This window comes from Nocardia sp. NPDC049190, from assembly GCF_040648115.1.
Taxonomy (GTDB): Bacteria; Actinomycetota; Actinomycetes; order Mycobacteriales; family Mycobacteriaceae; genus Nocardia.
The window spans coordinates 1-25,305 of the sequence record NZ_JBEZDE010000060.1; the positions used below are offsets into that span (position 1 = coordinate 1).

At 61.6% G+C, this 25,305-nt stretch carries 16 protein-coding genes and 1 pseudogene; 2 read left to right on the plus strand and 15 right to left on the minus strand.

The window, feature by feature from the left end; genetic code table 11:
• Positions 1–508 precede the first annotated feature (508 nt).
• From AB0B25_RS29795 to AB0B25_RS29865, 15 genes and pseudogenes are all read right to left on the minus strand, one after another.
• Entirely contained in the window at positions 509–2,101 is a 1,593-nt protein-coding gene (locus tag AB0B25_RS29795; protein WP_357186475.1) for an NAD(P)/FAD-dependent oxidoreductase, read from the minus strand.
• 36 nt (positions 2,102–2,137) lie between these two features.
• Complete coding sequence (locus AB0B25_RS29800; protein ID WP_357186478.1) at positions 2,138–2,839, minus strand: SDR family NAD(P)-dependent oxidoreductase; 702 nt, start codon at positions 2,837–2,839, stop codon at positions 2,138–2,140.
• Positions 2,836–4,242 (minus strand): aminotransferase class I/II-fold pyridoxal phosphate-dependent enzyme, encoded by a 1,407-nt coding sequence (locus tag AB0B25_RS29805; RefSeq protein WP_357186481.1) that lies wholly within the window; start codon positions 4,240–4,242, stop codon positions 2,836–2,838. The genes AB0B25_RS29800 and AB0B25_RS29805 overlap by 4 nt, the downstream gene beginning before the upstream one ends.
• Complete coding sequence (locus tag AB0B25_RS29810; RefSeq protein ID WP_357186484.1) at positions 4,239–5,012, minus strand: DUF6875 domain-containing protein; 774 nt, start codon at positions 5,010–5,012, stop codon at positions 4,239–4,241. The genes AB0B25_RS29805 and AB0B25_RS29810 overlap by 4 nt, the downstream gene beginning before the upstream one ends.
• 1,091 nt (positions 5,013–6,103) lie before the next feature.
• On the minus strand, positions 6,104–9,019 hold the full coding sequence (locus AB0B25_RS29815) for an AAA family ATPase (RefSeq protein ID WP_357186487.1): 2,916 nt from the start codon (positions 9,017–9,019) through the stop codon (positions 6,104–6,106).
• A gap of 644 nt (positions 9,020–9,663) precedes the next feature.
• Positions 9,664–11,202, minus strand: coding sequence for a flavin reductase (locus AB0B25_RS29820; RefSeq protein WP_357186490.1), 1,539 nt, complete (start codon positions 11,200–11,202; stop codon positions 9,664–9,666).
• Between the two features lie 179 nt (positions 11,203–11,381).
• Positions 11,382–12,593: a styrene monooxygenase/indole monooxygenase family protein gene (locus AB0B25_RS29825; RefSeq protein WP_357186493.1), complete on the minus strand. Its 1,212-nt coding sequence runs from the start codon at positions 12,591–12,593 to the stop codon at positions 11,382–11,384.
• 897 nt (positions 12,594–13,490) lie between these two features.
• Positions 13,491–13,589, minus strand: a pseudogene (locus AB0B25_RS29830) (LLM class F420-dependent oxidoreductase); the annotation flags it as partial.
• A 147-nt stretch (positions 13,590–13,736) separates the two neighbouring features.
• On the minus strand, positions 13,737–14,669 hold the full coding sequence (locus tag AB0B25_RS29835) for a TIGR03621 family F420-dependent LLM class oxidoreductase (protein ID WP_357186496.1): 933 nt from the start codon (positions 14,667–14,669) through the stop codon (positions 13,737–13,739).
• A 99-nt stretch (positions 14,670–14,768) separates the two neighbouring features.
• Positions 14,769–15,821: a bacterial transcriptional activator domain-containing protein gene (locus tag AB0B25_RS29840; protein WP_357186497.1), complete on the minus strand. Its 1,053-nt coding sequence runs from the start codon at positions 15,819–15,821 to the stop codon at positions 14,769–14,771.
• Positions 15,822–15,845: 24 nt separating this feature from the next.
• A complete protein-coding gene (locus AB0B25_RS29845; protein ID WP_357186499.1) occupies positions 15,846–17,213 on the minus strand; it encodes an HEXXH motif-containing putative peptide modification protein in 1,368 nt (455 codons plus the stop codon).
• Positions 17,214–17,638: 425 nt separating this feature from the next.
• Positions 17,639–18,862 carry an FxsB family cyclophane-forming radical SAM/SPASM peptide maturase gene (locus AB0B25_RS29850; protein WP_357186500.1) on the minus strand — a complete coding sequence of 408 codons (1,224 nt, stop codon included), beginning with the start codon at positions 18,860–18,862 and terminating at the stop codon, positions 17,639–17,641.
• A gap of 269 nt (positions 18,863–19,131) precedes the next feature.
• Complete coding sequence (locus tag AB0B25_RS29855) at positions 19,132–19,290, minus strand: hypothetical protein (RefSeq protein WP_357186503.1); 159 nt, start codon at positions 19,288–19,290, stop codon at positions 19,132–19,134.
• A 93-nt stretch (positions 19,291–19,383) separates the two neighbouring features.
• Positions 19,384–20,646 carry an MFS transporter gene (locus tag AB0B25_RS29860; RefSeq protein WP_357186506.1) on the minus strand — a complete coding sequence of 421 codons (1,263 nt, stop codon included), beginning with the start codon at positions 20,644–20,646 and terminating at the stop codon, positions 19,384–19,386.
• A 1,384-nt stretch (positions 20,647–22,030) separates the two neighbouring features.
• On the minus strand, positions 22,031–22,213 hold the full coding sequence (locus AB0B25_RS29865) for a hypothetical protein (RefSeq protein WP_357186509.1): 183 nt from the start codon (positions 22,211–22,213) through the stop codon (positions 22,031–22,033).
• Positions 22,214–23,142: 929 nt separating this feature from the next.
• Here AB0B25_RS29865 and AB0B25_RS29870 point away from each other — a divergent pair.
• Together AB0B25_RS29870 and AB0B25_RS29875 are read left to right on the plus strand one after the other, a co-directional pair.
• Entirely contained in the window at positions 23,143–23,949 is an 807-nt protein-coding gene (locus tag AB0B25_RS29870; RefSeq protein WP_357186512.1) for a hypothetical protein, read from the plus strand.
• A 340-nt stretch (positions 23,950–24,289) separates the two neighbouring features.
• On the plus strand, positions 24,290–25,305 hold a 1,016-nt coding region (locus AB0B25_RS29875), incomplete at its 3' end, for an AAA family ATPase (protein ID WP_357186515.1).

Genomic DNA, 25,305 nt, shown 5'->3' on the forward strand with positions numbered 1-25,305 from the left:
CCACCCGACCAGACTGACCGATGCCCTGACCGACACACCGCAACCTGTCGGCGTGTCGGTGACAACAGGGCAAAGGCTCCCGGGCGCGGCACTAGATCAGTTTGTACACACACGCACTGAGAACAGACCACTCGGCCCACCTCACCTCAGTTCGACACAGAACCTAGCCGCAGCCCACGCTTTCCGATCTCTATCCAGAGAGCTGAACATCGCTGTAACCGCCGCGCACGCCGTCGCTGGCGGCATGGCAGACCAGCCTCCGGCGACAGACGCCAGCGGCATCACAGCCGGATCGGGTCACCGATTGTGACCGAACTGTCGGCCGTAGTCGACACGGGGCGGCTCCGAGACCATGTTTGCGAACACCTCCGCATAGCAGCCAGGATGGCCGGACCCGTTCGATTCGTAGCTGCACGTTTATTGAGATTTCGCCACACGGGCGGCTCGTTCGATATGGGGAAATCGCTACGACCCCGAATGACGCCTGCGGCCGAAAGTTCCGCACTGTCTACTGCGCGTTGCGTTCCCACCAACGTTGGATGCCAAGGTCATCTGCGATGGCGCCTGCGGCGTTATAGCCGCTTGCACCGCCGATAGAGCCCCCGGGATGGGTCGAGGCGCCACACAGGTAGAGATTGTCGAAAGCGGTCCGGTAAGGCGGGTACTCGTGGAAGGGTCGGAAGACACCTAACTGGTCCTGGGTCATCTCGCCGTGGTTCCAGTCGCCGTGGCGCATGCTGGGCATCACCCGCTCGATGTCGATCGGACTCGATATGTAACGGCCGACAATAGCTTCGGGCTCGAGCCCGCTTTCCAGGTACGGCCGCCAACGTTCCAGAACGAACTCCGTGTAGTCGGCCTTGAGGTCGTCCCATGCGGCCGATCCGCCGTCGCGCAGTTCGTACGGTGCGATTTGTTCGCAGAAGGCCGCTTCCCCGCCGCCGGGGGCGAGACTGGGATCGAAGAGCGAGGGATGCACGGTGAACAGCCCCGGAGTTCGCGGCGCGACACCCAAACGACAGTCCGATGCGTTGTCGTCCAGGATGTCCAATGATTCGCAGAGCGAGACTGCGAAGGATGCCTGCACCTCGGGGACCTTCGCTGCGGCCTTCCACCGAACCGGCTCTCGCAACGCGAGGTAGAGGCAGAACATCGACATCCGATCGTAGCGCCAGCGTTCGACCGCGGGGCGGAATTCGGTGGGCAGGTCGGCTTCGCCGACCAGATCGAGGAAGGTGTGCTTCGGATCGAGGTTGGACACCGCGATGCCGTCGACAGGAATTCGCGTCGCGTCGTCCAGCACGATCCCGATGACCCGATGGTCATGCACCTCGATCTGCCGAACAGGAGAATCGAGTCTGATTTCTCCGCCGTGTTCCAGGACGAAACGTGCCATGGCTTGCGCGAGATTGTTGGAGCCGCCTTCGCAGATGGCCCATCCGTATGGTTCGAGCGAGCCGGCGAGCATGAGCGGATAGTTGGCGCCCAGACCGAAGACGTCACCGGTGCCCGCCAGTTGCGCGACCCAGAAACCCACAAAGGTCTGCACCTCGGGCGACTCGAACAAGTCCCGAGCGAGGTGGTTGGGGGTCGTGAGGAACTGGCGGACCAGATCGACACCGCCCGCGGCTTCGATGTCGCCCAGTTCCTTCGCGGGCGAGCCAGGAATGGAGAACATGCCGGGAATCAGCCGGGTTTCCAGCACGTGACGGTAGACCCGCATCAGGTCGTGGAAGGTCTCTGCGTCCCGCTTGGAGTACCGGGCGATATTTCGCACTGTCGTGTCGAGATCCCGCGACAGTACCAGTCCGTTCCCGTCCGGAAAGACATGCGCGAACTGATTGTCCGGCCAGATGTACCGGGCGCCGCGGCGGTGCAGTTCCAAATCCTGATACACCGGACCCATGTGGATGATGCCGTGAAAGTTCGAGTGGAAATTGTGCCGAAATCCTGGTGCTGCCACTTCTTCGGTGGCACAACCTCCTCCTACGACTCCACGGGCCTCCAGTACCAGCACTTTCTTACCAGCCTTGGCGAGGTATGCCGCACAGGTCAGGCCGTTGTGTCCCGCCCCGATGACGATGACATCATAAGACTCCATTGCAGATCTCCGTGTTCACGCGTAGACGGCTGGGTGCTATACGAATCGGTGCCCGCCGTCGATATTGATGAGTTGACCGGTGATGAAAGATGCCTCCGGACTTGCCAGATAGCTCACGCACGCGGCAATGTCTTCCGGTCTGCCTCGACGCGGAATGGATTGTTCGGACACGATGTCGTCGAACAGCGCCAGTTCTTCGGGCGACGCCAGAACTCCCGGAGTCTCGATGAACCCGGGAGCCACCGAATTGACGGTGATCCCATGCCTACCCGCACCTTTCGCGAGCGACCGAGTGAACCCGATTATGCCGCCTTTCGAGGCGGTATAGTGCGTCATGTCGAAATCGCCGACGAAGAATGCCGCCGACGACACATTGACGATCCGCCCGTACCGGCGCTGCTTCATCAGTGGGTAGACAGCCTTACTGCAGAGGAAGACCGAGTCGAGATTCGTCGTCAGTACCCGCCGCCAGGCCGCGAAGTCGAGTTCATCGAAAGCGACGTGCGGGAAGATCCCTGCGTTGTTCACCAAGATATCGATGCGTCCGTAACGCCGGACAACACCTGACACCGCAGCGGCGACGTCTTTCGGATCGGCGACGTCGACAGTGGCCGCGCACCCGATGTCGAATACTTCCACGGTCACTCCGTCGCGTGTGAGGCGATCGGTCACCGCCTGCCCGATGCCCTGTCTGCCTCCGGTGACGATGGCGACCGGACCCTTGTGCGTGGCGGTCATCGCGGCTCTCGTCCGTCTGCCCGGGCGACGGGCGCCGCCAGCGCTTCGATACGCGCGACCAAGTCGTCCGCGCACAGTTCTTGTTCCGGCTTCATCAGTGCGCTACGCAGAATGCGTCCGCTTGGAGCATCGATGTCGAGAAGGTGACCGCGGCCGCCGAACCCGGCCGCATCCACCCGAAGTGTACTGAGGAATATGGCGTCCGTCGGATCGGCAGACATACCATCGGTGAGCATCCGGCCCGAAACCGCATCCACTTCCGACACAGTGCGCCCAGCACTGGGAAGATAGGTAACCACATCCAAGGCGGGTTGCTGGTAGAGACTCAGCTCCGACGATTCCTCGATTCGTCGCGCGAAGCGGAGAGCGGCACGGCGCGTTGACGCCAGGACCGTTCCCAGGCCATCGCGGCGCAGCGGAAGCAGCCGCAGGGTAGTCCAGAGAGCCGCGGCGGAAGCGCCGGCTCTGGAGCATTCCAGAGTAATCTCGCCGAGATGCGCGGGCGCACCTGAGAACATTCGGGTGTAGGGCGAGTCATGCCGATAGTGCCGTGCCACCGCCGGATCGGCGAACAACACCGCTCCGCAGCCGTATGGCTGCAACCCATGCTTGTGTGGATCGACGACGATCGAATCGCAACCACGGATAGCCCGCCATGGCGCGGGATCCCACTCGAGTGCCTTGTCGTCGTCATCGGACAGCAGCGCGAAGAATCCGCCGTATGCCGCGTCCACATGCAGTCGAACGCCGTAACGCTCCTTGAGGAACAGCGCATCTGCGATCGGATCGATCGCGCCCACCCCGGTCGTTCCGGCCGTGAGGACCACCGTCCCCACCGAACCGGTCCGCACAAGCGGCTCCACCGCCGTCAAATCCATCGCGCCACGTGTGTCTGTCGGCACCGAGTACGCGGTCAAACCGAGAAGAGCGCACATTCGCTCATGAGTAAAATGGGCGTCGGCGCTGAATGCCACTCCTCGGCCGGGGTGCGTCTGGCGGGCGATGAACAGTGCTTCCAAATTCGCGATGGTCCCGCTGCTCGTGAGATGCCCGACGTGCGCGGGCAACGAGAACATCGCCGCCAGATCCCGCACGACCTCGTGTTCCATCTCCGTCGTCGCCGGCCCGCCCGCGAGATCGTGGTTGTTCTGGTTGAGCAGCATCGCCGCGACATACCCGACGACTGCCGCCGGATGCGGCGCCCGCGTCATCTGACCTACGTACCGCGGATGGAAGAACGGGGTGCTGCCACGCAGCCGCTCGGACAGTTCGTCGAAGACCCTGCCGAACTCCTCGTCGCTGATGATGGCAGCCGGATGCGGCAGGTATTCGCCGAACGAGGCCTCCCACTCGGTCGCCGAACTCGCCGCACGCGCGAGCCATTTCACGATATCCACAGTCACTTGCCCCCTTGTGGTAGCCCAGCGAATCCTTCGATACGGCTGGTCTGCTCGAAAGGACCCGAATCGGTCGAGTCCTCGACGCCGTGCACGCGGTGATCGGTGATCGCATCGGCGGTATCGCCCGCCGCGCGAAACAGGTAGTCGGCCATGGACCTGCGCAATCTGATGGGAAGCGCATGACCGAACCGCGACAAGTAGGCGAACAACCACTCGCTTTTACCCAGCAGAAAAGGGTAGTCCGACGGCATCATGTTGCGCACTACCAACATGGGGAGCGGCGCGTCCAGTGGGCGGAAATCTCTATTCCACAATCCCGGTTGCGAGCACCCCGGATAGAACTGGCCGAGCATCATGCCCTCCGCCACGAATCGGTCTTTACTCAGCGAATGCACAGCGTCGATCCGGTGGTTGTCCGTCAAATCCTGAAACACGACGAGAAGAGCAGCCTGGGGCGCGGAGACAGCTGACCGCATGTGGGCGACAAACAGGTCGAAAGCGTCGTCGATCACCGATTGCATCCGTTCGACGGTCAATTCGGCGTCCCCCGACACTATGGCAGACCACAACGCGTGATGTCCGGCAGCCGGCTTGACGAAGGGGCATACCGGCCCGTCACGACCCAAATCATCATTTGGCCGCTCGAGGTAATTTCGAACCCAACTCCGCAATATCGCCGTCGCGGACACCACAGTGCCCGATTCATCGGTGTCGCTGAAAAGGTCGAACCACTCGACGCGTGAGCGCGCGCCTATGAGTATTCGCACAGACATGACTTGCTCCTGCTCGACAGCTCGAAACTGTTGCCGAGGATCCGGAGTCGAATAGCTCGAACTGCTGCGCACAGACTACTCAGCGGGTCAAAGCGAACCTTCCCACCTCTGGGCAGGCGAGTAATTTGTCAGCGAACAGGCCGATGGCATTTGACCCCGTCGGGGTGTTCACCCGTTCGGCGCTGAATCGCCACACCGCCATGAAGGCCTGGGATCGCTGCGCGACGTAATCAACTCATCGAGGTGCAATACTGCGCCCGAGCGCGGAATCGGTTACTCCTCAACGGAGTTCATGCGTCTACTGGTGGCGCCCCCGCTGAGGTCAGACGGGTCGCGAACCCCGGCCGCACGATTTCGCTGCGGGCAACGGATGCCATGCGGGAAGTGAGGCGGGCCGCCGCGACGCCGCGCGCTCGAGTTTCGATCGATGCGCGCCACGCATCCGGAAGTGCGATGTGCGACACCGCCGCTGACGCAGTTACCAGGCACTGCCTACACCGATCCGGTGTCAGGCCAGGGCACGCACTCCGCAACCCTCCTGTAGTGCCCGTCCGGCGGGCGATACATCAAGCGATTCGTCAATGCGCATCGAGATTATCCGTCTCCTGCGGACGCGAAGACCCGATTTCCGACGAGGCATCAAAGCGTAGGCATTTCCCCCATGACCGTCTGCCCCTGTGGCGTACGACGATCGCATCCACGGCAGCAGTGTTGTTGTCGATGCGAGAGGCGTTCCGAAGGAGCGAACCATGGAACATTTCTTTCTACCGCTCGCAGTCGCTGCTGCGAGCGCATTTGCTGTGCCGGTACTGCAGACGGCTCGCGCTGTAGCCCACTCAGCGACGTGTGACCAAGCCATCGGGTCACGCAAAGAAGTCCCGGTCCGGGCATGCACCGGTCTGGCGCCGACAAGTGTTCGACCATATGCCCGAACTGGTGCGGTGCGGTGCGCGCAGCGGTGGATCACGTGAAAACCCGAAAAGTCCGTCCCGAGGCAATCGCCCCTGACCCCGACCATAAGGCGTCCAGGCCGGCACCCGCCGGCAACCTCCAGAAGCGACGAACTCGGATGGACCGGCGAGCCGGCCTGATCAGTATTCGATACGGCGGTTGATCGCCGTGGCCACACCAGCGCGAGAGGCGACGCCCAGCTTCGCGAAAACCCGTGCGAGATGCTTCTCTACGGTCTTCGGGCTGAGGAACAACTCCGCGGCGATTTCGCGGTTGGTGTATCCCTGTACCACGCGATCGGCGACTTCCCGTTCACGTTCGGTCAGCGTGCCCGGAGCGTTCGGCTCGTTGATGTCCAGCCTACGCGGTACTCGCTTTCCGAGGATTCGTAGCTCCTGCGCAGCCTGGCCGGCGAGCCGTACAGCTCCCGCGTCCCGGAAAATGCTATGCGCCAGTTCGAATTCCCCGATCGCTGATCCGATATCGCCGGTCCGTGCGAGAGCCCGGCCCGCCTCGAGCCGGGCACGGGCCACCCACACGTGCATTTCTGCCGCGCCGAAGCACTCACCAGCTCGGTTGGCCGCTGCGGCAGCTGCACGAAAGTCGCCGGAAACAGCGATGACGCGCGCTCGGGCATAGTGAGCCTGGCCTGCACGGGAGAATCCCTGCGCGGAATCCTCCTCGAGACGTCGAGTCACCGCCGAGGCTGCGTCGATGCGACCGGCGGCAAGCTCGACGGTGACGAGCGCCTGAAGAAAGTACGGGCGGGCGGCGGGCGGCATGTCACGCAGCTCGAGCCCACCGGTCGCCAGTATTGCTTCACGACCCCGCTCGTACTCGCCGGTTTCGATGAGGGCCTCCGCGTAACCGGCACGAGCCAGCCACGCGTATCGCGCACCGGGAGAACGATCGACCGCCTCCACCGCGGCGCGCCCGGCGACCAATGCCGCCGGCAGGTTGCCATTCGCGATCTCGATCCAACAGTGGATGCCATCCGCCGCTGCCCGCAACTGATCATTGTCGAACAACTGTGCTACCTCGACGGCGGATTCCGCGGCATAGGACGCTTCGGGTAATCGTCCCAGCATGAGTTTCGCCGCGGCCTCGGCGACCAGGAATCGGGAGACCAGCCAGCCATGACCGGTAGCTCTGCTGATCTTCAGCCCCTGTTCGGCGTGCCGGGCTGCAGCGGCGAAACGGTCCAGATGGAGCTCGGAATCAGCCAGATTCGCCAGCGGCCAGAGTAATTCAGGCGCCAGGATGTCGGCGCTGGAATCCATGTCATGGGCAACGTCGTTCGCGATATCACGTGCTTTGGCTGCATCGCCCCGATGGGCGAGTGCCAGAGCAAGAAGCGATCTCGCCAAGTTCAGCACCGCGGACTCACCCAGTGCTCTCGCCTGCTTCTCAGCTCGGGCGGCGAGGCAGATGGATTGTTCCCACTGCCGCCGGACGAGGCAATTCTCGGCAAGCGCGAGTTCCAGCGTTACGGCGTCCACGCTGCTGGGCTGCACGACATCCAGCGCCCGGACGATGAGTTGCCGCGCCTCCTCGGATCGCCCGAGACCATGGTCGGTGCGAGCGATCATGCGGACGATCTGCACCCGGGCACCCCGCGACTCGTTCGAGACCGATTCCAGAACCTCTTCCAGCACTTGTCGGCTGTCGTGCAGACGGCCGGCGTCGGCGAGCGCGTTCGCGTGTGAGACGAGCAACTGCGATCGCCGCTGCTGCTGCTCACCGGTCTTCGGTAACAGGTGCAACGCGGCCTCGAACCAGCCGGCGGCCGCCACCGGGGCACGCGGTGCGGCAGCCAGCCCGGCTTCCCTCAGCAGCGTGATAGCTTCATCATCGCCGGTGACCGCCGATTGCTCGACATGATGGGCTCTCGCGCTCAAATCAGCACCACGCCGCGCGAGGGCGTGCGCAGCCTGCCGGTGGGCAAGCAAGCGCCGGCTGGGTGTGACCTCGTCGTAGATCACTCGGCGCACGATCGGGTGCCGGAAACAGAATTGTCCTGGTGTAGCAGTCGAACGAATCAGGTCCGAGGCGACGAGTTCATCGAAGTGTTTCAGCACCGCCGGTTCGTCGAACTCCGCGATCGCGGCGACGAGACCGACATCGAACGGGTCACCGGCTACCGCCCCGGCCCGAAGTACTGCGAGCGCATCGTCTGTCAGCCCGGTCAGCTCATCGAGGATGACCGTGCGCAGCGGTGTGGGAATATCGTTCTGGTGCTGCTTGCCATGCGGTGGGCGACACGTCGAGGGCGGCCGACCGCACCGCACCGTTCGTGCGAGATGCTCAAGGAAGAACGGGTTTCCCGCGCTCGCGGCATACAGCGACTCCACCATCGAGGACTCGGCTCGTTCGCCCAGTGCCTCCGCCGTTTCGGTGATCGTCAGCGGCGCCAGCTCGAGCGCGCACAGCGTACCCTCTCGAGCCGCATGCGCTATGGCGTCGAGTATCAGAGTGGGCATTTGCCGCGGACGGTACGCGAGCGCGAACACCATGCCAGGGACCAAGCGTCTGAGCAAGTAGCTGACAAGTTCCACAGAAGCCGGATCCGCCCAGTGCACGTCATCGAGCGCCAGCACCTGCGGCCGGAAGGCAACGAGGCGCTCGAAAGTCGCACGCACCGCGCGATAGAACTTGAAGCGCTCTATTCCCAGGCTGCTGGCCTGGTTCTCGCCGCAGCCGGCCAACGAAGGTAGCACCGCGGCCAGCTCGGCCAACCGTTGCGGGCCGAGATCGGCGAGTACCTGATTGTCCAGCGCCGCGAACGGCTTGTCGAGCGCCTCGACGACCATGCCGAACGGGACCTGTCGTTCCAACTCGGATCCCCGGCCTGTCGACACGTCGAACCCGGCCGTGGTGGATCGCACCAACAACTCACTGAGCAACCGCGTCTTGCCGATTCCCGGTTCACCCAGTACAACCAAAGCACATGCCGCACCGGAGCGAGCATCGGCCAGAATGCGCTCGATGTTCGTCACTTCGATACCTCTACCGGCCAGTGTCGTCATCGCTCGTTCACCGTGAGGATCGGTGGACACCACCGCACCTCCAACCGATACCGAATTCACCGCGACCTCTGTACCGATCGGTCGGCGTCTTCATCCGCAACGCCAGCTCTTCAGGAGCTACCAGGAGTCGAGTAGCCGTGAAACCTCGCCCTACCCGAGTAGGCTGCTCCCGAGACCGAGAACGCTGCTTCCCGCACTCAGGAGCAGGGACAGGATCGACAGAATTTCCATTTCAGGCCTTCTTCCTTCCAGACGCACCATGGCGCATTTCCGACCGGCCCAGCAGTACGACACCAACCAATCGACTACCATGCATCCGACGCGATGATCCAGACCGCCACTATCGGCGATAGTATCCAGCTCCCCCTGATGCAACGCTTGGTGCACTTCCCAACTCTGACAATACAATCGCAGCGAGTGGCGCACCGGAGTCCATCTACGCGACACCGACGCTGGATATGTGTCGACCCTCCCCGATTCGATCAGTCAGAATCAGCCATGAACGACGAACCGCTTATCACTGACAGGCTCGCCTCGATTTCGAACGCTATGGGCACATCGACGCAAGGTTCGCCGCGCGATGGGAACTCCGTTGCCGCCCCTGAAGCGCGCGTCCAGCGTGAAACTCGTATATGCAGCCCTTTCGTATACCGAGGCCGAACTCGAAGGGGAATTCAAGCGAAGTCCGGATGCTGGGTAGCCACGCGATATGCGCCGGAATGGAATACCAGCGGAGCACCTTTCGCCGTATCGAACTGTTCGACCTCAGCTATGAAAATGACATGGTCGCCCGCGTCGACATGCTGAACTGTTCGGCACTGGAATCTGGCGATCGCGCGATCCAGGAGCGGGATTCCGGCGATTCCGTCGTGGTATTTCACACCGGCGAACTTGTCCACAGCAGGAGTCGCGAACTGCCGGGACAGCTGATGCTGGTCGGCGGCGAGGACATTCACTGCGAAATGATGTGCCGCCATGAGATCAGGAAGGCTCGGCGCCTTCTTTGCCGGACACCAAGCAATCAGCGGCGGGTCCAAGGACACAGAGGTGAACGAGTTGGCCGTGACACCGACCTTCCGTCCATCCGGCGCGCGGGTCGTCACCACCGTGACACCGGTCGCGTACTGACCGAGAGCATGCCGCAAGTCCCGCAGGTCCAACGTATCGTTCGCCGATCGCGCCGCATCGAGCATGCGGTCAGCCTCCGCGCGATCGAACCACCAGTCGTGCACGGTACTCGGGTCGGCGAAACCGGCGGCGAACAGTGCGGCGATCCCGGGTTCGTCCGATGCCGACCGAGCCAGATCGAGGAGGTGTTCGGGAAGACCATCCAGAACTCGATTGGTCCAGGACACCGACCACCGTCCCCAACTGCGCCAGAACGCCTCGAACGTTTCGTGCATCCACTCGGTGTCGAATGGCTTCGGACCGCGCTGCAACACCGCGTCCAAATAGACACCAGCGGCGTGCACCGCGCTGTTCGCCCCTTGCGCTGTCAACGGATCGTTCAGCACCACTGCGTCTGCTAGCCCGAGGACCGGACGCCCGGACCTAGTGAAGGCGACCGGGCGGCGCACCATCGGCGTAACCCGACCACGCAGAATACCGCCGTCGTCGGTCAGCCGAATACCACGAGCACGGGCCGCGACGGCTGGAAACAGGTCATCGAGGATCGCCAGGCAGCAACGCAGATGGCTCTCGGGAGTACCTACCTCGTCGAAACGATCCATCGGCCCCCCAGGGACGCCCTCGAATACCAAGATCGAGCAGGCACCAGTTGTAGTGAGAGCGGGTAATGTAATCAGCTCCCCCACCCCGGGGATCGCATGGAAGGTGAGCTCTGCGCCGGATTCGTCGGGCTGCAATCCGCGCACATACGTGACGGCCAGTGCTCGTTTCGGGCGGTCGAAAGGTGATCGAACGCGATCGCGAACGAACATCCGGCCGAGATCGCCGGTGCCGGTAGCCACGATCGTCAGATCGTGGTCGACGGCGATTGCATCGAGACGCTCCTGCCCGACTTCCGCCACCGCGAAGGTGCCGGATTCGGCCACGAAGGAATCGATCAGCGACGCGCAAGCCAACCGCTGGTCGACCGATCGCGCCGGATCATCCAACGCCGAAACGACCGTGCCCACACCATCGATCGTCAAAGCCAGACTGTGGATCGCCGGAGCGTCGAAACCCTCTGCCTCATCGACTATCCGGTTCATCACCCGCAGGCTCGGGCCGAAGAGGCACTGACTCGACAAAACGTTCCCGGCTCGAACCTCATCGGACGTCCGGTCGCCAAACAAGGTCACGACACATCCATGGCGTTGCAGTCCCAGTGCCAGCAGTGCCCCGGCTTGACCGGCCCCGACGATCGCGACTCTGTGCGGACTCCAAGCGTTCATGCGACCGTCGGGAACTCGTCCAGATATGTCCGGGCACTGGTAGCTTCCATGAACCAGAGGAAGAAATCACGCGGGTCATCGAATCCATTGGCAAAACGTCGCGCGATGCGCGGATTCGATCCCGCAGCCCGCACGAGTTGCAGGACGTGCCACGGCGTGGGACCCAGCAGAGTGTTCGTCCAGTCCACGACGTACCGCGTGTAATCCCAGTAGCGTTCGAACGTCTCACTCATGAAGCGCTCATCGAAGGGCCGGTCGGCGTGCTCCAGAATGCTCGACAAGTAGGACGCGGCGCACTTGCTGGCGTTGTTCGATCCCTGCCCGGTAAGAGGATCGTTCAGAACGACGACGTCGGCCATGCCCAGCACAGACGCACCCGATGGCAGCATGCCCACCGGGCGGCGCACCGTCGGGGCGAAACGGCCGGCCAGCACACCGAGATCGTCGGTCAATTGGGCATCCCCGCAACGCTCGGCCTCCCACGGAAAGTATTCGCCGACCACCCGCTTGGTGACTTCGAGATGTTGCTGGGGATCGGTAACTCCACGAAAGCAATCCATCGGTCCGCCGGGCAGGCCTTCCAACAACATGATCTCGCACGGACCAGTGGTCGTCAGTGCGGGAAAGACGATGAGTTCGCCGACGCCTGGGACCAGGTTGAACGATATCGCTGAATTTGACGTCCGCGGCGCCATACCGGTCACATAGGTGAGCGCGAGCGCACGCTGCGGATTCACGTACAACGATCGTTCGATGTCGCGTTCGAACAGGTTCGCGATGCTGCCTTTGCCTGCTGCGACCACGACCAGATCGGCGTCTCGTCGATATTCCTCCAGATCATCTATGGTCGCATCGCGAATTTCCAGAGTTCCTCCGCGTCGGACAAACTCGGCGATCCACCGCGGTATCTTCAACCGCTGGTCGACCGACTGCGCGGGGAGATCCAGGAGAGAACTCCAGGAAATTCCTTTGCCGCCGTTTCCATCTGTCACGGAGAGTGACATCTCGCGGATATTCGGACATCGCTGCGACCAAAAATCGATGCCCAGCACGTGTTCACGGGCCAATGCCGTGCCGAACATGCACTGACTGGAGCTGACGCGGCCGTTGTAGATCTCCTCGGGTGTACGGTTGGAAACGATCTTCACCTCGTATCCCGCATCGAGCAGGCCGATGCCCAGCTGCAATCCGGCTTGGCCTGCACCCACGATCGTAATAGAGCGCACTTTTTTCCTTTCGAGTCGCGCAGCAATGTGCCCTGCGGATGTCGCGGGCGACGGGGAGCTAAGGAGTGGCGGAGATCATGCTTCTGGTCGACGTCAGAACCGAATCGCTATCCAGCACCCCGTTGAAACCCCAGCGATCTCCGGTTCGGGACAAATGCCCGACCGCATGGTTTGCCTGAACCGCCGACTCCGGCCGGCAGATCCGAACCTGTGACAGCCCTGCCTGCGCGCCTGCAGCAACGGCCTGGGTTCCGCCATTTACTGGGCGGTGGCCGGATTCCGGCAAAAGGTCCGATCAGGGTATCGGGCGCCGGCTCGGTAGCGTCCGAGGGGTGATGGCACCGGGAAGGTGTGGGCTCGTCCGCACGGCTCCGTCTACGCGGTACCGGCCCAGTGCTATGCACGCCAACACGGATGCGGCATCCAAAAATTTCATGGACTGTACAGATGCAATCGACCAGTTTTATCCGCATGTGTCCTTTTCTGGAGTGCAACCGTGTTGGCGTGATGTGATCGTCGCACTCTCCGACGGCTTGGCACATGGGGGAAGTACCTATGGCGACCCTACCGGTGTATTTGTTCGAGTCTTCGGTGCGGATCCGATCGAGTTGAAGTAGAGCTCGGCGAGAATGATCTGGTCGAACGCGGAATCGGAGGTTTCGGTAATCTAGCGACACCGTGAGGTACGGCGCCGGGCTCTTCGGCATCGCGCGGCGTGGGAGCTCCAGTCACGTGGAACAACTGCCTTCCGCATCGGGACACGGCCGGCGTTTCCCGAGTCGACTCGAAGCGGAGCGAGTCGACTTATTTCGCGCCGTTCACGCCACCCTCGAGTGGCTTGTACGTAGATTCCACACCGCCTTTCCGGCACAGTCGGTTTAGTTCGAGCCGGCCATCGATCAGCAGATCGGTGGACGACATGTCGCGGGCGAGCAGCGCGTTGTTGTAGAAGGCCGCATTCAGAACGAAGATACCCAGCCAGCCCGGGCCATCGCTTCCACACCATCTCCACGGGTGTCCGAATCATGCAGAACTGCTTCTGGCCAACAGATTTCCACCTGATCATGTCCTCGCCGTAGTACCCGCTATGACATCGACATCTACCCCAGCCAGCGGTGTCGCTAATCAACGAATTCGGTTGAACACCTCTGCGAAGCCGGCCATGCTTGTGGCGGGCACGACGAAGTGCGTCAGATGGTACATCTCTCGATATCGTTGGAGAGTTTCGGCGATGCTTCCGGGGGAACCGTGCAGCACCCCGGGCAATGCCAACAGTTCGTCATCAGCCAGATCAGGCGCCGCCATGCGTGGCAACGTCAGGTCGAACTCGCCGGTGCCGTCAACGTACACTGCGCCGAGCGTCAGCCCGAGTTCCAACTCCTGGATCCGTCGACCGGCCGCGGCGCGGATATACGCCGTTCGCTCGCCGAGCGCCCGCTCGACGGCGTCCGTGGTGACCGGACGTCCGGTCGTCGGCACACTCGCCAAAGAGATGATGTCCGCGTGGATCGCGGCTACGGCGAGCAGCCGATCCCCGCTGCCGCCGACGAGAATCGGTGGTGCAGGTTGTTGCCGTGTCGGCGGGTCGCCTGCGGCGAACCGGCGCCGGATTTCGGTGATCGTCCGCTCGAGGTGGGCGATGCGCTGGCCCGCGGTCGGAAACGGTAATCCCGCCTCGTCGAACTCTTTTCGAGCCCAACCGGCACCGAGCCCGAGTTCGAGGCGGCCCTCGATCAGCAGATCGGTGGACGACACCTCGCGGGCGAGCAGTGCCGGGTTGTAGAAGGCCGCATTGAGAACGAAGGTGCCCAGCCGCGGCTCGGTCGTCACAGCCGCCAGCGCGGCCACGGTGGGGAATGGTGCGGGCGTTGTGAGGTGGTCCGGAAGCAGGATCACGTCGTAGCCCAGGTCCTCCGCCTTTCGCGCCTGGTCCTGCAACCAGGACACCGAACCGCTGCTGGACAAATTGGCTCCGAAGCGAACCCCGAAGCGAAAGGGTCTGTCAGTCAACGCACATTCTCCCGTCGAAAGTGGCAGGCCTCGCCGCGACGACCTCAACGAGCCGATCGCGGCCCGCCGACGACCGCGGGCTCGCCAGCCCGCCGATCGCCGGCTCCGTACAACGAAAGATCCATCTGGATACGTTGGCTCGACCGCCTAGGTGTATTCCCTCAGTCGTTCGCGTGCATAGAGCGTGCAGGGCGCGCCGAGACCCGCTGCTTCCAAGTACTGCTTTCGGGCCTCGGAGTTCCTTCCGGTTCCCCGGAGAAAATCGGCCAAGCGAATGTGGGCTTTCGAATCCAAAGGGTCGTGCTCAACCAGCCGCCGATAGTAGTTCTCAGCCTCGACGAGATCTCCCGCGTCCCATGCCGCACGACCGCGCGTCTCGAAAAGCGGATGGAAGTTCTCGACCGCAAAGATGCGGTCACCATCTGTCGACTGCTCGAGCGCCTCCACCGCGGCTTCCTCTGCCCGGTCCAGCATCTCGGCCGCCGACTTGTGGTCGCCGGTGCGATACGGAATAAAGCTGACTCCACGCCAGTATGCGCTTTTCAGTAGCCAGGGCAAGCTGTCCGCATCTGGCGACGACCAGAGCCTTTCGGCATAGGTGGACCACTTGCGCACCTCCGCGTCGTCTCGTTTTTTCCGCACGTAATGGACGGTGAGGTTGACGGCCGATGCCAACCGAGTCTCCAAAGGCAGCTGCTCGTTGGTGGCCCGTGCCATGCCGATTTCGGCGAGCAGCGTTGCGGAGTCGATGTCCTGTGGGTCGAGTTGGCACCGCGAGAAGGCACGCAGATATGCCAATGCCAACGCCTCCGATGTCTGACCGGCAAGGTCATCGGGTTGGATCAGTTCTGCCAGGAACTTCCAGAACGCAAGTTTGGCGAGAACGCGCGCAACACGGAGCTGCTGCGCTGGTCCCAACGAACACCACTCATCGATGAACCCGCACAGGATCTGCCAGGGACCGGTACGTTCGTCGATCGGCAAAAGGCATGGATCTTCCAGATACGGCACGCTCGGCTCATCCAGGGTGATCGATGCTCGCAGATGAAGGGGAGGCATAGCTTGATTCGCCGGAATCTCCGCGCCGGTTTGTAATCTGGTGCCGAAGTCAGCAGCGACACGTGCGTGAATCGGCCCCGTGCCGCTGCACAGATCCGAATAAGCGGCGAGCAGCTGCCCACTCGAGGGAGAGGGGATCATGTTACTCCTGTATGGAATTCGGATCTATTGTCGTGTAAGCCAGTCGACAAGTTGGACAATGTCACAGGTGACGCCGCGATCGTTAAGAGCCCGATACACATGTGCCACAATTTCAGTGCGCTCACGAAGCAGTGAGAGATCGGCTTCGGCGTGCAGTTGCGGCAACACGAACGCGAGACCTGTCCACGTCTGCGGGCGGACTCGGTCATGGCGTAATTCCGCTACATAGCGAGCCGCAGCTTGCTCGAAATTCCCCATCATGCACGCGAAATCTCCGGAACCATCGTCCTCGGCGCACTGCGAAGCGGACGTGGCAGCATGTCGCGTCAGCGCGTGCGGCAACGTGAGTCTGTTGTAGCCGGTGGGTATCCCATCCTGGTCTACCATCGCTGCCGGAGGCAGATCACCAGCTGAAGGCGAGCCATTCAACCATCGGTCGACCAGGTCTGCCACATCGCTGGCGGCAGGCTTCAGATTCCGCACTCGCCAGAACGCCTCAAGACAGATCGAGACATCTGCGGCAACTTCCCGTGCCTCGGCGGAAATATCTTCCGACCGCCAGGAGGCCATACCGTCCGACAGTGCCGTGAGAAACTTCTCCCCGGTCGGAGTGAGCACGCCCGATGACATCACCTGCTCCAGCGCAGTTGCTACTTGACGACGTCCACATTCGAACTCCATCTCGGCGCGCAGGTCTCGATGACAACTCGAACGTCGATGCACACGCCAGAAGTCGGTCACCCCGAAGAATGCATAGATCCCGTGCATGAGTCCGTATATCGGGCGCGGGTCTATGCGCCACGGAGCATAGAACCGCGCTGTCATGTCCGGCTCGAACAGCACCGCCTGATCGGCCAACAGGCTGAATTTCGCGTGCTGGAATTCGTGAATCAGCGTGAGAGCCAGTTGGCAGGAGTCATCAGGCGCGGTCGAATAGACTGCCCCGAATCCGGTTGGCGAAGTCCAACTCTGACCGGTCGCCCCCGGCTTCGAGGTGAGCGGCACAATTACCCGCAAGCCGGCGCGCATCGGAGCGTGATACCGTGCGAAATCACGGTGTAGCATCTGCCAGGCGCCACGAAAATGTTCAGCCCAGGACAAAGCGTCTGCTACGCCCAGTGGGTCCGGCGGCAATTTGAACAGATCGGGCAATTTTACGTCGAAGTCGCGGAAGGGATCGAGGTCGTCCAGATAGAGGCGGCGCGCCGTATCACCCACGTCCAGACTGCGTAGCGGTAGCCAGTCCGGCGTAGTTTCCGAATCGTGTGAGGCGACCACAAGCGTGGTGTCGCGATATTCGAAAGTCAGTACGCCATCGCCCGACCAACGGAGCACGCAATGTCCGCATTCTGCGGCGTCGCCCAATCGGGCCATACCGATCAGCGGAAGCATCACCACCCCGGAGCGAACCACCACTTCCACGGCACCGGGACGGCCGGCGATGATCTGCCCACTCACGGCGAGCCAGCCCAGGTAGCCGAGGTCGGCCCACAGCGGAATCGGTTGTGCGGCATCGTGCTCAGGGAAGTTCAGACGCCGGAAAATCAAGGTGAGCCAGTTTCCGACATGCGGGTACGACAGCAACTCCGCGACCGAATCGGAACCGGCCTGTAACAGGTCCGCAAGCGATCGGTGCGCGGATTCGACATTTACGAATTCGTCAGGCCTCTCCGCCGCAAGTCTTGCCAATAGTGCGTGCAAGAGGATCAGGCGACCTCGCAACGCCTCCTCTGCAAGAGCAACGACGGTTTCATCCGTTCCATATCCGGACCCGAGTTCGCTGATCGCCGTTTCGATATTCGAAGTATCGGTGGATGTCACTTTGTTGTCACCTTATCGAGGTCATCTTCGAGTCGGACTTTGATATGACGAATCAGTGCGGCGAGATCACTGCAGTAAACCGACGGATTCCGGAACCCGGTGCCTGCGCGATACCGGTGCACATAGTCTCCGCCTCCACAGATATCTCTTAGCGAACACGACATGCACGTGTCACTCAGCGCCGCACTGCCGATCTGGCGGGCCACAATCCCTGGATCCCACAGCGCATGGTTCAGCCGGTCGCCCATTCCCATGTCTGCGATCGTGACGATCCGGGTAGCGCCGGAATACGTCGACTTCAACGAATCGACTTGTTCAAGGGTTCCATCGGTTTCTATGATGGCGACCCGAATAGGTGCGAGCCCTACCGATATACCGCGACCTTGCCCGCCGAGAAGCACACGAATGATGTCGTCGAACAGACGAATCTGGGTATCCAGTTCCGGAGCACCGTACCAGTGATCGAAAATTGGAATCAACCACTCGGCGTATGGAGCCGCCGCTTGATCTTCAATCTTACCCGGGGGAGGTGATTGCCAATTGCTGTGCGGCAGAAGGAAATCAACGCCGGGCGGACCGAACGCAAGTAGTTCTTCATACGTATGGATCGGGTCGTTGGCGATATCGATAGTGCAGAGTAGGCCACCGAAAAGTTTATTGTTCCGATGTTCTCGCAGCTGCGTCAGGCCTCGTGCCACGTCGTCGTAACTCCCGTCGCCGCGACGTGACTTCCGATGGCGATCATGAGCATCACGACCGCCGTCGATACTTACCCCGACGACTACATCCCACTGGTCGCAGATCCGAAGGAATTCCTCGTCGATGAGCACCCCGTTGGTCTGCACACCCAATCGCACCTCGGCTCGCGAACCCAACTGTTCTCGGGCGTGACGCGCAAAGAACTCGAACCGGGAGTGGCCCGCGAGCAAGGGCTCACCGCCATGAAAAACAAGGCTCACGGCGGGGATCTCGAAGCGACTGACGTGATCGGCGATGCCGCGGCACGTATCGGCAAAGATTTCCTCGGTCATTACCATCGGCTGGTCGCGCCAACTTTGGTCGACCATTTCGTACATATAGCAGTAGTCGCAAGCCAGGTTGCACCGGCTGTGAATCTTGATCACGAACTCATTGAATGGGTACGGGCGCCATCCGGACGATCGGAGTGCATCGACATCCAATCCTACCGATGGCCACGGACTCAAGGTCAAATCGGTCATTATTTAACACCTCGACAAGTGCAGAAGCAAAACAAGCCGGACGCCGCGTTGCGCTGTGTGTGCTACAACTGAGGCAAGCCCTGCGGTCCAGATGGGCAATCTGGACCGCAGGCGCATGACCCGGCCGACTCGAAAGATTTCCGGCGGTTGAGAACGAGAACAGAAAGACGCCGGCAGTCGATCAGCTACCAACGTTATTGCCTGTTCAGCGTCGCGCAGGACGAGCGCAGGCCGTGGACATCAGTATGACCAAGCGTCCTGATGACTAGTTATTGGTAGTCGATGAACGCTTGGAACGCGGCCGGCGCCGCATGTAGCGACGAGGCCATCTGGCGCCTGATCGAAGACTGCAGAGCAGGGCTGACCTCCTTCAGCAATCGCTCGATGTCGCCAATAGAGCTGTCGATAGAAATCGTCGATCGGTTCATCTTGTTTCTCCTTTTGTGAATTCACATTGCACCGTGATGCACAGACTCCATTCCGGATGATCGACCGCAACGGCGGATCACGGCACGGCTTTCTCACGCTTTGTCCTGCTGTGTGCGTGCCGGCAATCCGCGGCGAAAGCAATGGGGATCGTATGCAGTCGTGGGATGGAGACCGACCACTGCTGTGCCACACATGGCGATGGCTATGAGAAGTCCCGTCTTCCCTGTTCCCAACCAATTGATCAGGTACCCTCCCGTCAAAGGACCGAGAGCGGCAGCTCCGGCGTTCCACGTCGCTATTGCGGCCATTGCTCTGCCAAGGATGTGGTCAGGCAATACCTGCATGCGTACCGTGGTCAACGCGACGCCGATAATCGTGCCGACGCAGCCTACGCCGCACCAACAGACCGTCAAGACACGCGTATCGAATGTGAAAGCGAACGGACAGAAGACCACTGCCCACGTCAACAGCGCGCAACGGTAGACGGTTGTGGTGGAGAACAAACGAAGCAGGTGAGGCGCAGCGACCGCCCCGATCAGGCCGCCGATGCCACCTGCGCCGAGAACCACCGCCACCGTCCATGCAGCTCCGCCATAGCTGCGTGCTTGTACCAGAATCAGCATTATTGCCATTTGAGCGATCATGCTGCTCAGACCCGCGATCAGTGTTGTAGTGCGGAGGAATCGATGGCGCCACACGATACGAACGCCGTCGATCACCAGGGTTTTCGTCTGCTCGGGACGATGACTTACAGAGCGCGACGGATCGGCTTCGTCGGCGTCCTTCATCGCGAACAGGGTTACCAGGCAAAAAAGATATGATAGGGCGTTCACCAAGAACGGAAGCAATCTGGCTATGTCAGCGATAGCGGCACCGAACGCACGACCCACCATAATCGCGATAGGCTGTTGGGCCTCAAAAAATGAGTATGCCTTCATTCGATGCTCCTCTGGAACAACGTCGCGAACAACCGGCGTTTCGCAGATTTGGAACAACACCAATGCGCTACCCTCGATAAACGCTGTGAAACACCACAGTAACGCCGCCCCAGGTGGTCGGAGGATCGCAATCAGCGCGGCAAGCACGACGGAAGCCATTCCAATTGCCTGACACGCTATCAAGATGCGCTGACGGTTGAAGTTGTCCGCGATTTTTCCTGCAGGCAGTTGAAGAAGTAGAGTCGCCAAAGTGAACGAGAACGCAACCCAACCTGCCATGATCGGCGACCCGGTCATGGCCAGCACAATTATTGGATAGCTTATCGAGATGCAGTAACAGCCGATAAGCGAGATAGCGTTGCCCGACCACAATAGCAGGAAGTTCCTGTTCCCGAGAATGCCGTTCGGGTTTGGCAAGGCAGCTCTCCCAACGTGAAAATCATACTTGACGATGCCTTGGCGAAATTTGAAACGCGCACCACAAACCCCCTATAATGCCGTACGTTTTTCAACCGACGCCGGTTAATATTTCCGACGTCCGGTCGTTGGTTCGCCACGCCGGGCGATACCTTTGCGTCAGGTCGCCCCCGCCCGGTTCGGCACAGACCCCCGCGGTACGACTGCGTGCAGCCCGTACAGTGCCCGCCTTCTGACAACGCCGCTGTGTAGCTCCAATGTTTCCACTGTCGCACCGGTGGCCGCTCGCACCTTCCGTCACTGCTCTTCGCTCGAAATGCGGACGGGGACTCGGTGAATACTGATGGTGCAGGTGTCGTGATATCGGACCAGGGGCGGTCTTGTTCCCACCTACGCGGAGTTTCCGCCGACCCGATCCCGAAGCATGTCCGCCCGGGCGGTCGACAGCCCCGCGAGGGACAAATCTGCATCGAAACGCTGACACCGACACGAGCCAACATCAGCCACCACCCAGCGGGTCATATCCTGGTATGGCCCCTTTCCCGCGTACTCGCCTGATACTCGTAATGCGTGACCTTTGCCTGGTCTGGCTTCCATACTTATCGAAATCCGGGACCAGACGCCCTCGATAGTCATAGCCGACACCTGCCCAGATCATGCATCGAGGAGGTAACTGTTTGCGCCGCATGTCCTCGACCAATTGCCGGCAATCGTCGAGCGCGGGACACCGCTGGCAGATCTGCGCCGATTGCCGCCACACCAGCGGTGATCCGATCTCCAAATCCCAGTTACCCGGGTTCGCGGAGCACGGTGGATACTCCGCCCTCCCCCGTGACCCATCCGGCTCGAAGGTGTCGGAATCTCTCGCTGACGGCTCTATGGACTGCCAGATCATCGTCATCCTCTCGATCTGAATAACTCGCGCGATCCGACACGGTCGGTACCGACTGATGGGTTAGGTAGGAACAGGAGGCGCCGGTGACCGCGGACTACGTCCGAATATCTCTCGACCGGTGCCGCCGGGTGGTGTATGGCCAAGCGCACCAACGGATCGCGTACAGCGAACGCAGTTGCGCGGCGAGACTGCAGCGACGCAAGCGGCAGCGAGTCGGTCGATGGCCCGAGCAAGAGCGTGACGTTGCTCTGGTCGCGGCAGCTCGCTGGACGACTGCCGCCATCCGGGCACCGAGCCAGCAGGCCTGAATTTTGTGGCCCGCGCCGTCGGCGGGCTCGCGGCAGCGGCCGGACGCCAGCAACCCGAAAAGACAGCGGCTATCTCCGGTTGTGCCATCAGTGAACGAATCCCGAGGGTCGCGGGCAGATCTGTCGGAGTAGGCAAAGGCTTCCGACCGCGAGAAGGTGACACACTACGGCAGCGTCACGATCAGGACTCGAAGAACGTTCCTGCCATCGGCACGGGAAGCTGCACCGTTCTGGTGGGGTGCCAGTGGCCACTGACGAGGAAACCGCAGATGGCGAGGGCTGCCAATGCGGTTCCGATCCGCGGCAGGCGATGCCGGAACAACGAGCGGAGGGGATGGAACGCGGCGTACGCGTTGCGCCTCACACGCGCGCCTTCCTCGACCGTTCTCGATATCGCGGCAGTGGCTGTCATCGTGGTTTCCTCCATGCCGGGTACGCGTTGGTTCGTTCGCAAAGCCCTGCCTACGCGGCATCGGCCCTGCATCGTGCACGACAACACGGATGGGGCTTCCGAAAAATTCACGGACTTCACAGACGTAATCAACCAGCGTGATCCGCATGTGTCCTTTTCTGGAGTGCAACCGTGTTGGCGTGATGTGATCGTCGCACTCTCCGACGGCATGGCACATGGGGGAAGTGCCTACGGCGACCCTACCGGTGTATTTGTTCAAGTCTCTGGGCGGATCCGATCGAGCTGAAGTAGAGCTCGGCGAGAATTGACGGGCTGGAGGCGATATAGGAGGTGCCGGCTATTTGCCGATGTCGTGCGGTCCGGCGAATTTTCGACGTTGCGCAGTATGGAATTTGCCGTCGCCTGGACCAAATCGGGACACGGGCGGTATTTCCCGAGTCGACCAGAATCGGAGCGAGTCGAATGACATCGCACCGTACACGCCGAGCTCGAGCGCCTCGTTCGCTGTCCGTCACGTGAATCGCCGGACGACGATCCGCGCGCGCAGCGGCCGCCGAAAGCCTCCAACGCTGGATCGAGACTCTTTGCGGGGATTTCTCCGCAGCCTTCGCGCCGGGCGCCGTACGGCACCGATATGGCCACAGCGAGCAGCCGGGTCGACAAACAGCCTGCTTCCCTAGGCGTGAACTGTACAAGTTTCACCCGGTTCCTCGATGCATATGGCTGGCAACGGTCGAACCGATCGCCCTACACAACCCGAAGGGGTGCGCCGAACCTGAGGCCGATTTCAGTCCTCTCGCCATTGGGAAGGCGTCTTGTTGTGGTCTCGACCAGCTCGGCTTCATCGTTGTGCTGGCATGATACTTCTTTGTGGGAAAGTGATGAGCTCCGGAACCAGCAAATCCGATCGGCCTGGAGACATCCATGCTGAGATATTGCCGGAGTCGGATTTCAGTCGGTTGACCGACGCGTCCGACCGGTTTCCGAGCCAGCCGCGGGGACACCAGTCCGAACCCATACGACACCCGGACGACTTGCTACTACAGAACACTCGATCCGACGACGCCGACCCGCCGTTGCGCACACGGCCAACAGCACAGCCCACTTCCAGCTGGACGCTCGACCCGGATACCGTTGCGCTGACGCTCACATCATTGGTGCGTAAACCACGGGCGACCGGCTCGCTGACGAATCGGGTTCGTGCCGCGTCGGCGGTCGTACTGGCGATGTCGGCACTCGCCGTCGGCGCCATGGTCATGATGACCACCAGGAGTGAGGAGAAAGTTGCTGCTGCCGTTCCGATCGAGCAGCCACTTCTGATGTGCGAGGCCGAGCGGACCGACAGATCGACGGTCGGGAACGGGCCTGGCGGCACGACAACCGGGGCGGACGCGATACTCGGGTTTCAGTATGCCTACTACATCAACCGTGCCGGAAAAGCAGCGTGGAACTTCGTGGCGCCCGATGCCGCCAATATTTCTCCCGCCGAGAACCTGCAGCAAGCCATCGAGGCGGAAATTCCGGTCGGTACCACTCACTGCGTGCACATCACACAACGCGGGCCGGATTCATTCGATGTCGACGTCCAGGAGCGCCGCCCGGATGGCGGGCAAGCTGTCTATAAACAACATGTGCGGACGGTCGTTCGCGATGGTCACACCGTGATATACGAAATCCTCGACCGATAGCACTACTTCGACATTTTTCGCGCCATTCCTGCGCGTGCATTGCCTGCTTCGCCCGCTCGACCTCGTTCAGCACGCGCTGCGAGTTCACCAAGGCCCGACCGAACCAGACCCAGCGGCTGTAGACGACCGTGTAGTAACGCGGCGATGGCCATACGATTACGAACCTTTACGTCTGGGTTGGGGGTGGGTGGCGGTGATTAGCATGGCTGTTGCGGATCCTGACCGTTTTCGGGTCGGGTTTCGTTGGAATTCGATCTTGTTCGGAGGTTGGATGGCGGTGGCGGGTGCCGGCGGTAGGCATGGTGTGACTCTAGTTGGCAGGGCTGCTGAGTTGCGGTGTGTGGAGGAGTGTCTAGCGGGCGCTCGGTCGGGTTCGGCGGGTGCGGTGGTGCTGTTGGGTGAGCCGGGTATCGGGAAAACGCGTTTGTTGGGGGAGTTGTGTGTGCGGGCGGGTGAAGCGGGTTTAGATGTACTCGCGGGGCGCGGGTCGGAGTTGGAGCGCGAGGTTCCCTTCGGGATGGTGGTGGAGGCGCTGGATGAACGATTCGCGAGTTTTGACCAGCGGGTGGTGATGGCGTTAGGTGCGGATCGGATGGCGGAGTTGGCGGCGGTGTTGCCGTCGTTGTCGGAGGTTGGTAGACAGCCGACGAGCCGCTTGGAGGTCGAGCGCTTCGAGTTCCATCGTGCGGTGCGGGCGGCATTCGAGCAGTTGGCATTGTCCAAGCCGTTGATGCTTGCCCTGGATGATGCGCATTGGGCGGATCCGGCGTCGGCAGAGTTGATCGGTCATCTGTTGCGGCGTCCGGTACCAGGGATGATGCTGGCGTTGGCGTATCGTCCCCGGCAGGCGCCGCGCTTGTTGCGGGATGCGGTCGCGCAGGCTGCGCGTGAGGGCATGTTGCGCGAGCTGGAGTTGGCGCCGCTGTCTTTGGCCGAGACAGCCGAAGCGTTGGGTGAGCGACCCGATTCCCCGTACATCCGGGCATTGCATTCCGAGAGTGGTGGTAATCCCTTCTACCTCGAACAACTCGCGCGTTGTGCGAGGAAACGCTTGCCGATTCTCAGGTCAGGTGATGGATCCGACAGTGAGCACGACACCGGAGTCTCCGTCGCCCTGCGCATCACGATCACCCAAGAACTCGCAAACTTGCCGAGTGAAGCGCTCAAGGTCCTCCAAGCAGGTGCGGTGGCCGGCGACCCCTTCGATGTCGATCTTGTGACCGCGATCGCGGAGTCCGACGAAAAGCGAGTGTTGAAATCTCTTGATGATCTCGTTGTTGTCGATTTGGTGCGTCCGACCGCGACGCCGGGTCAGTTTCGTTTTCGGCATCCGATTGTGCGGCGGGTGGTGTACGA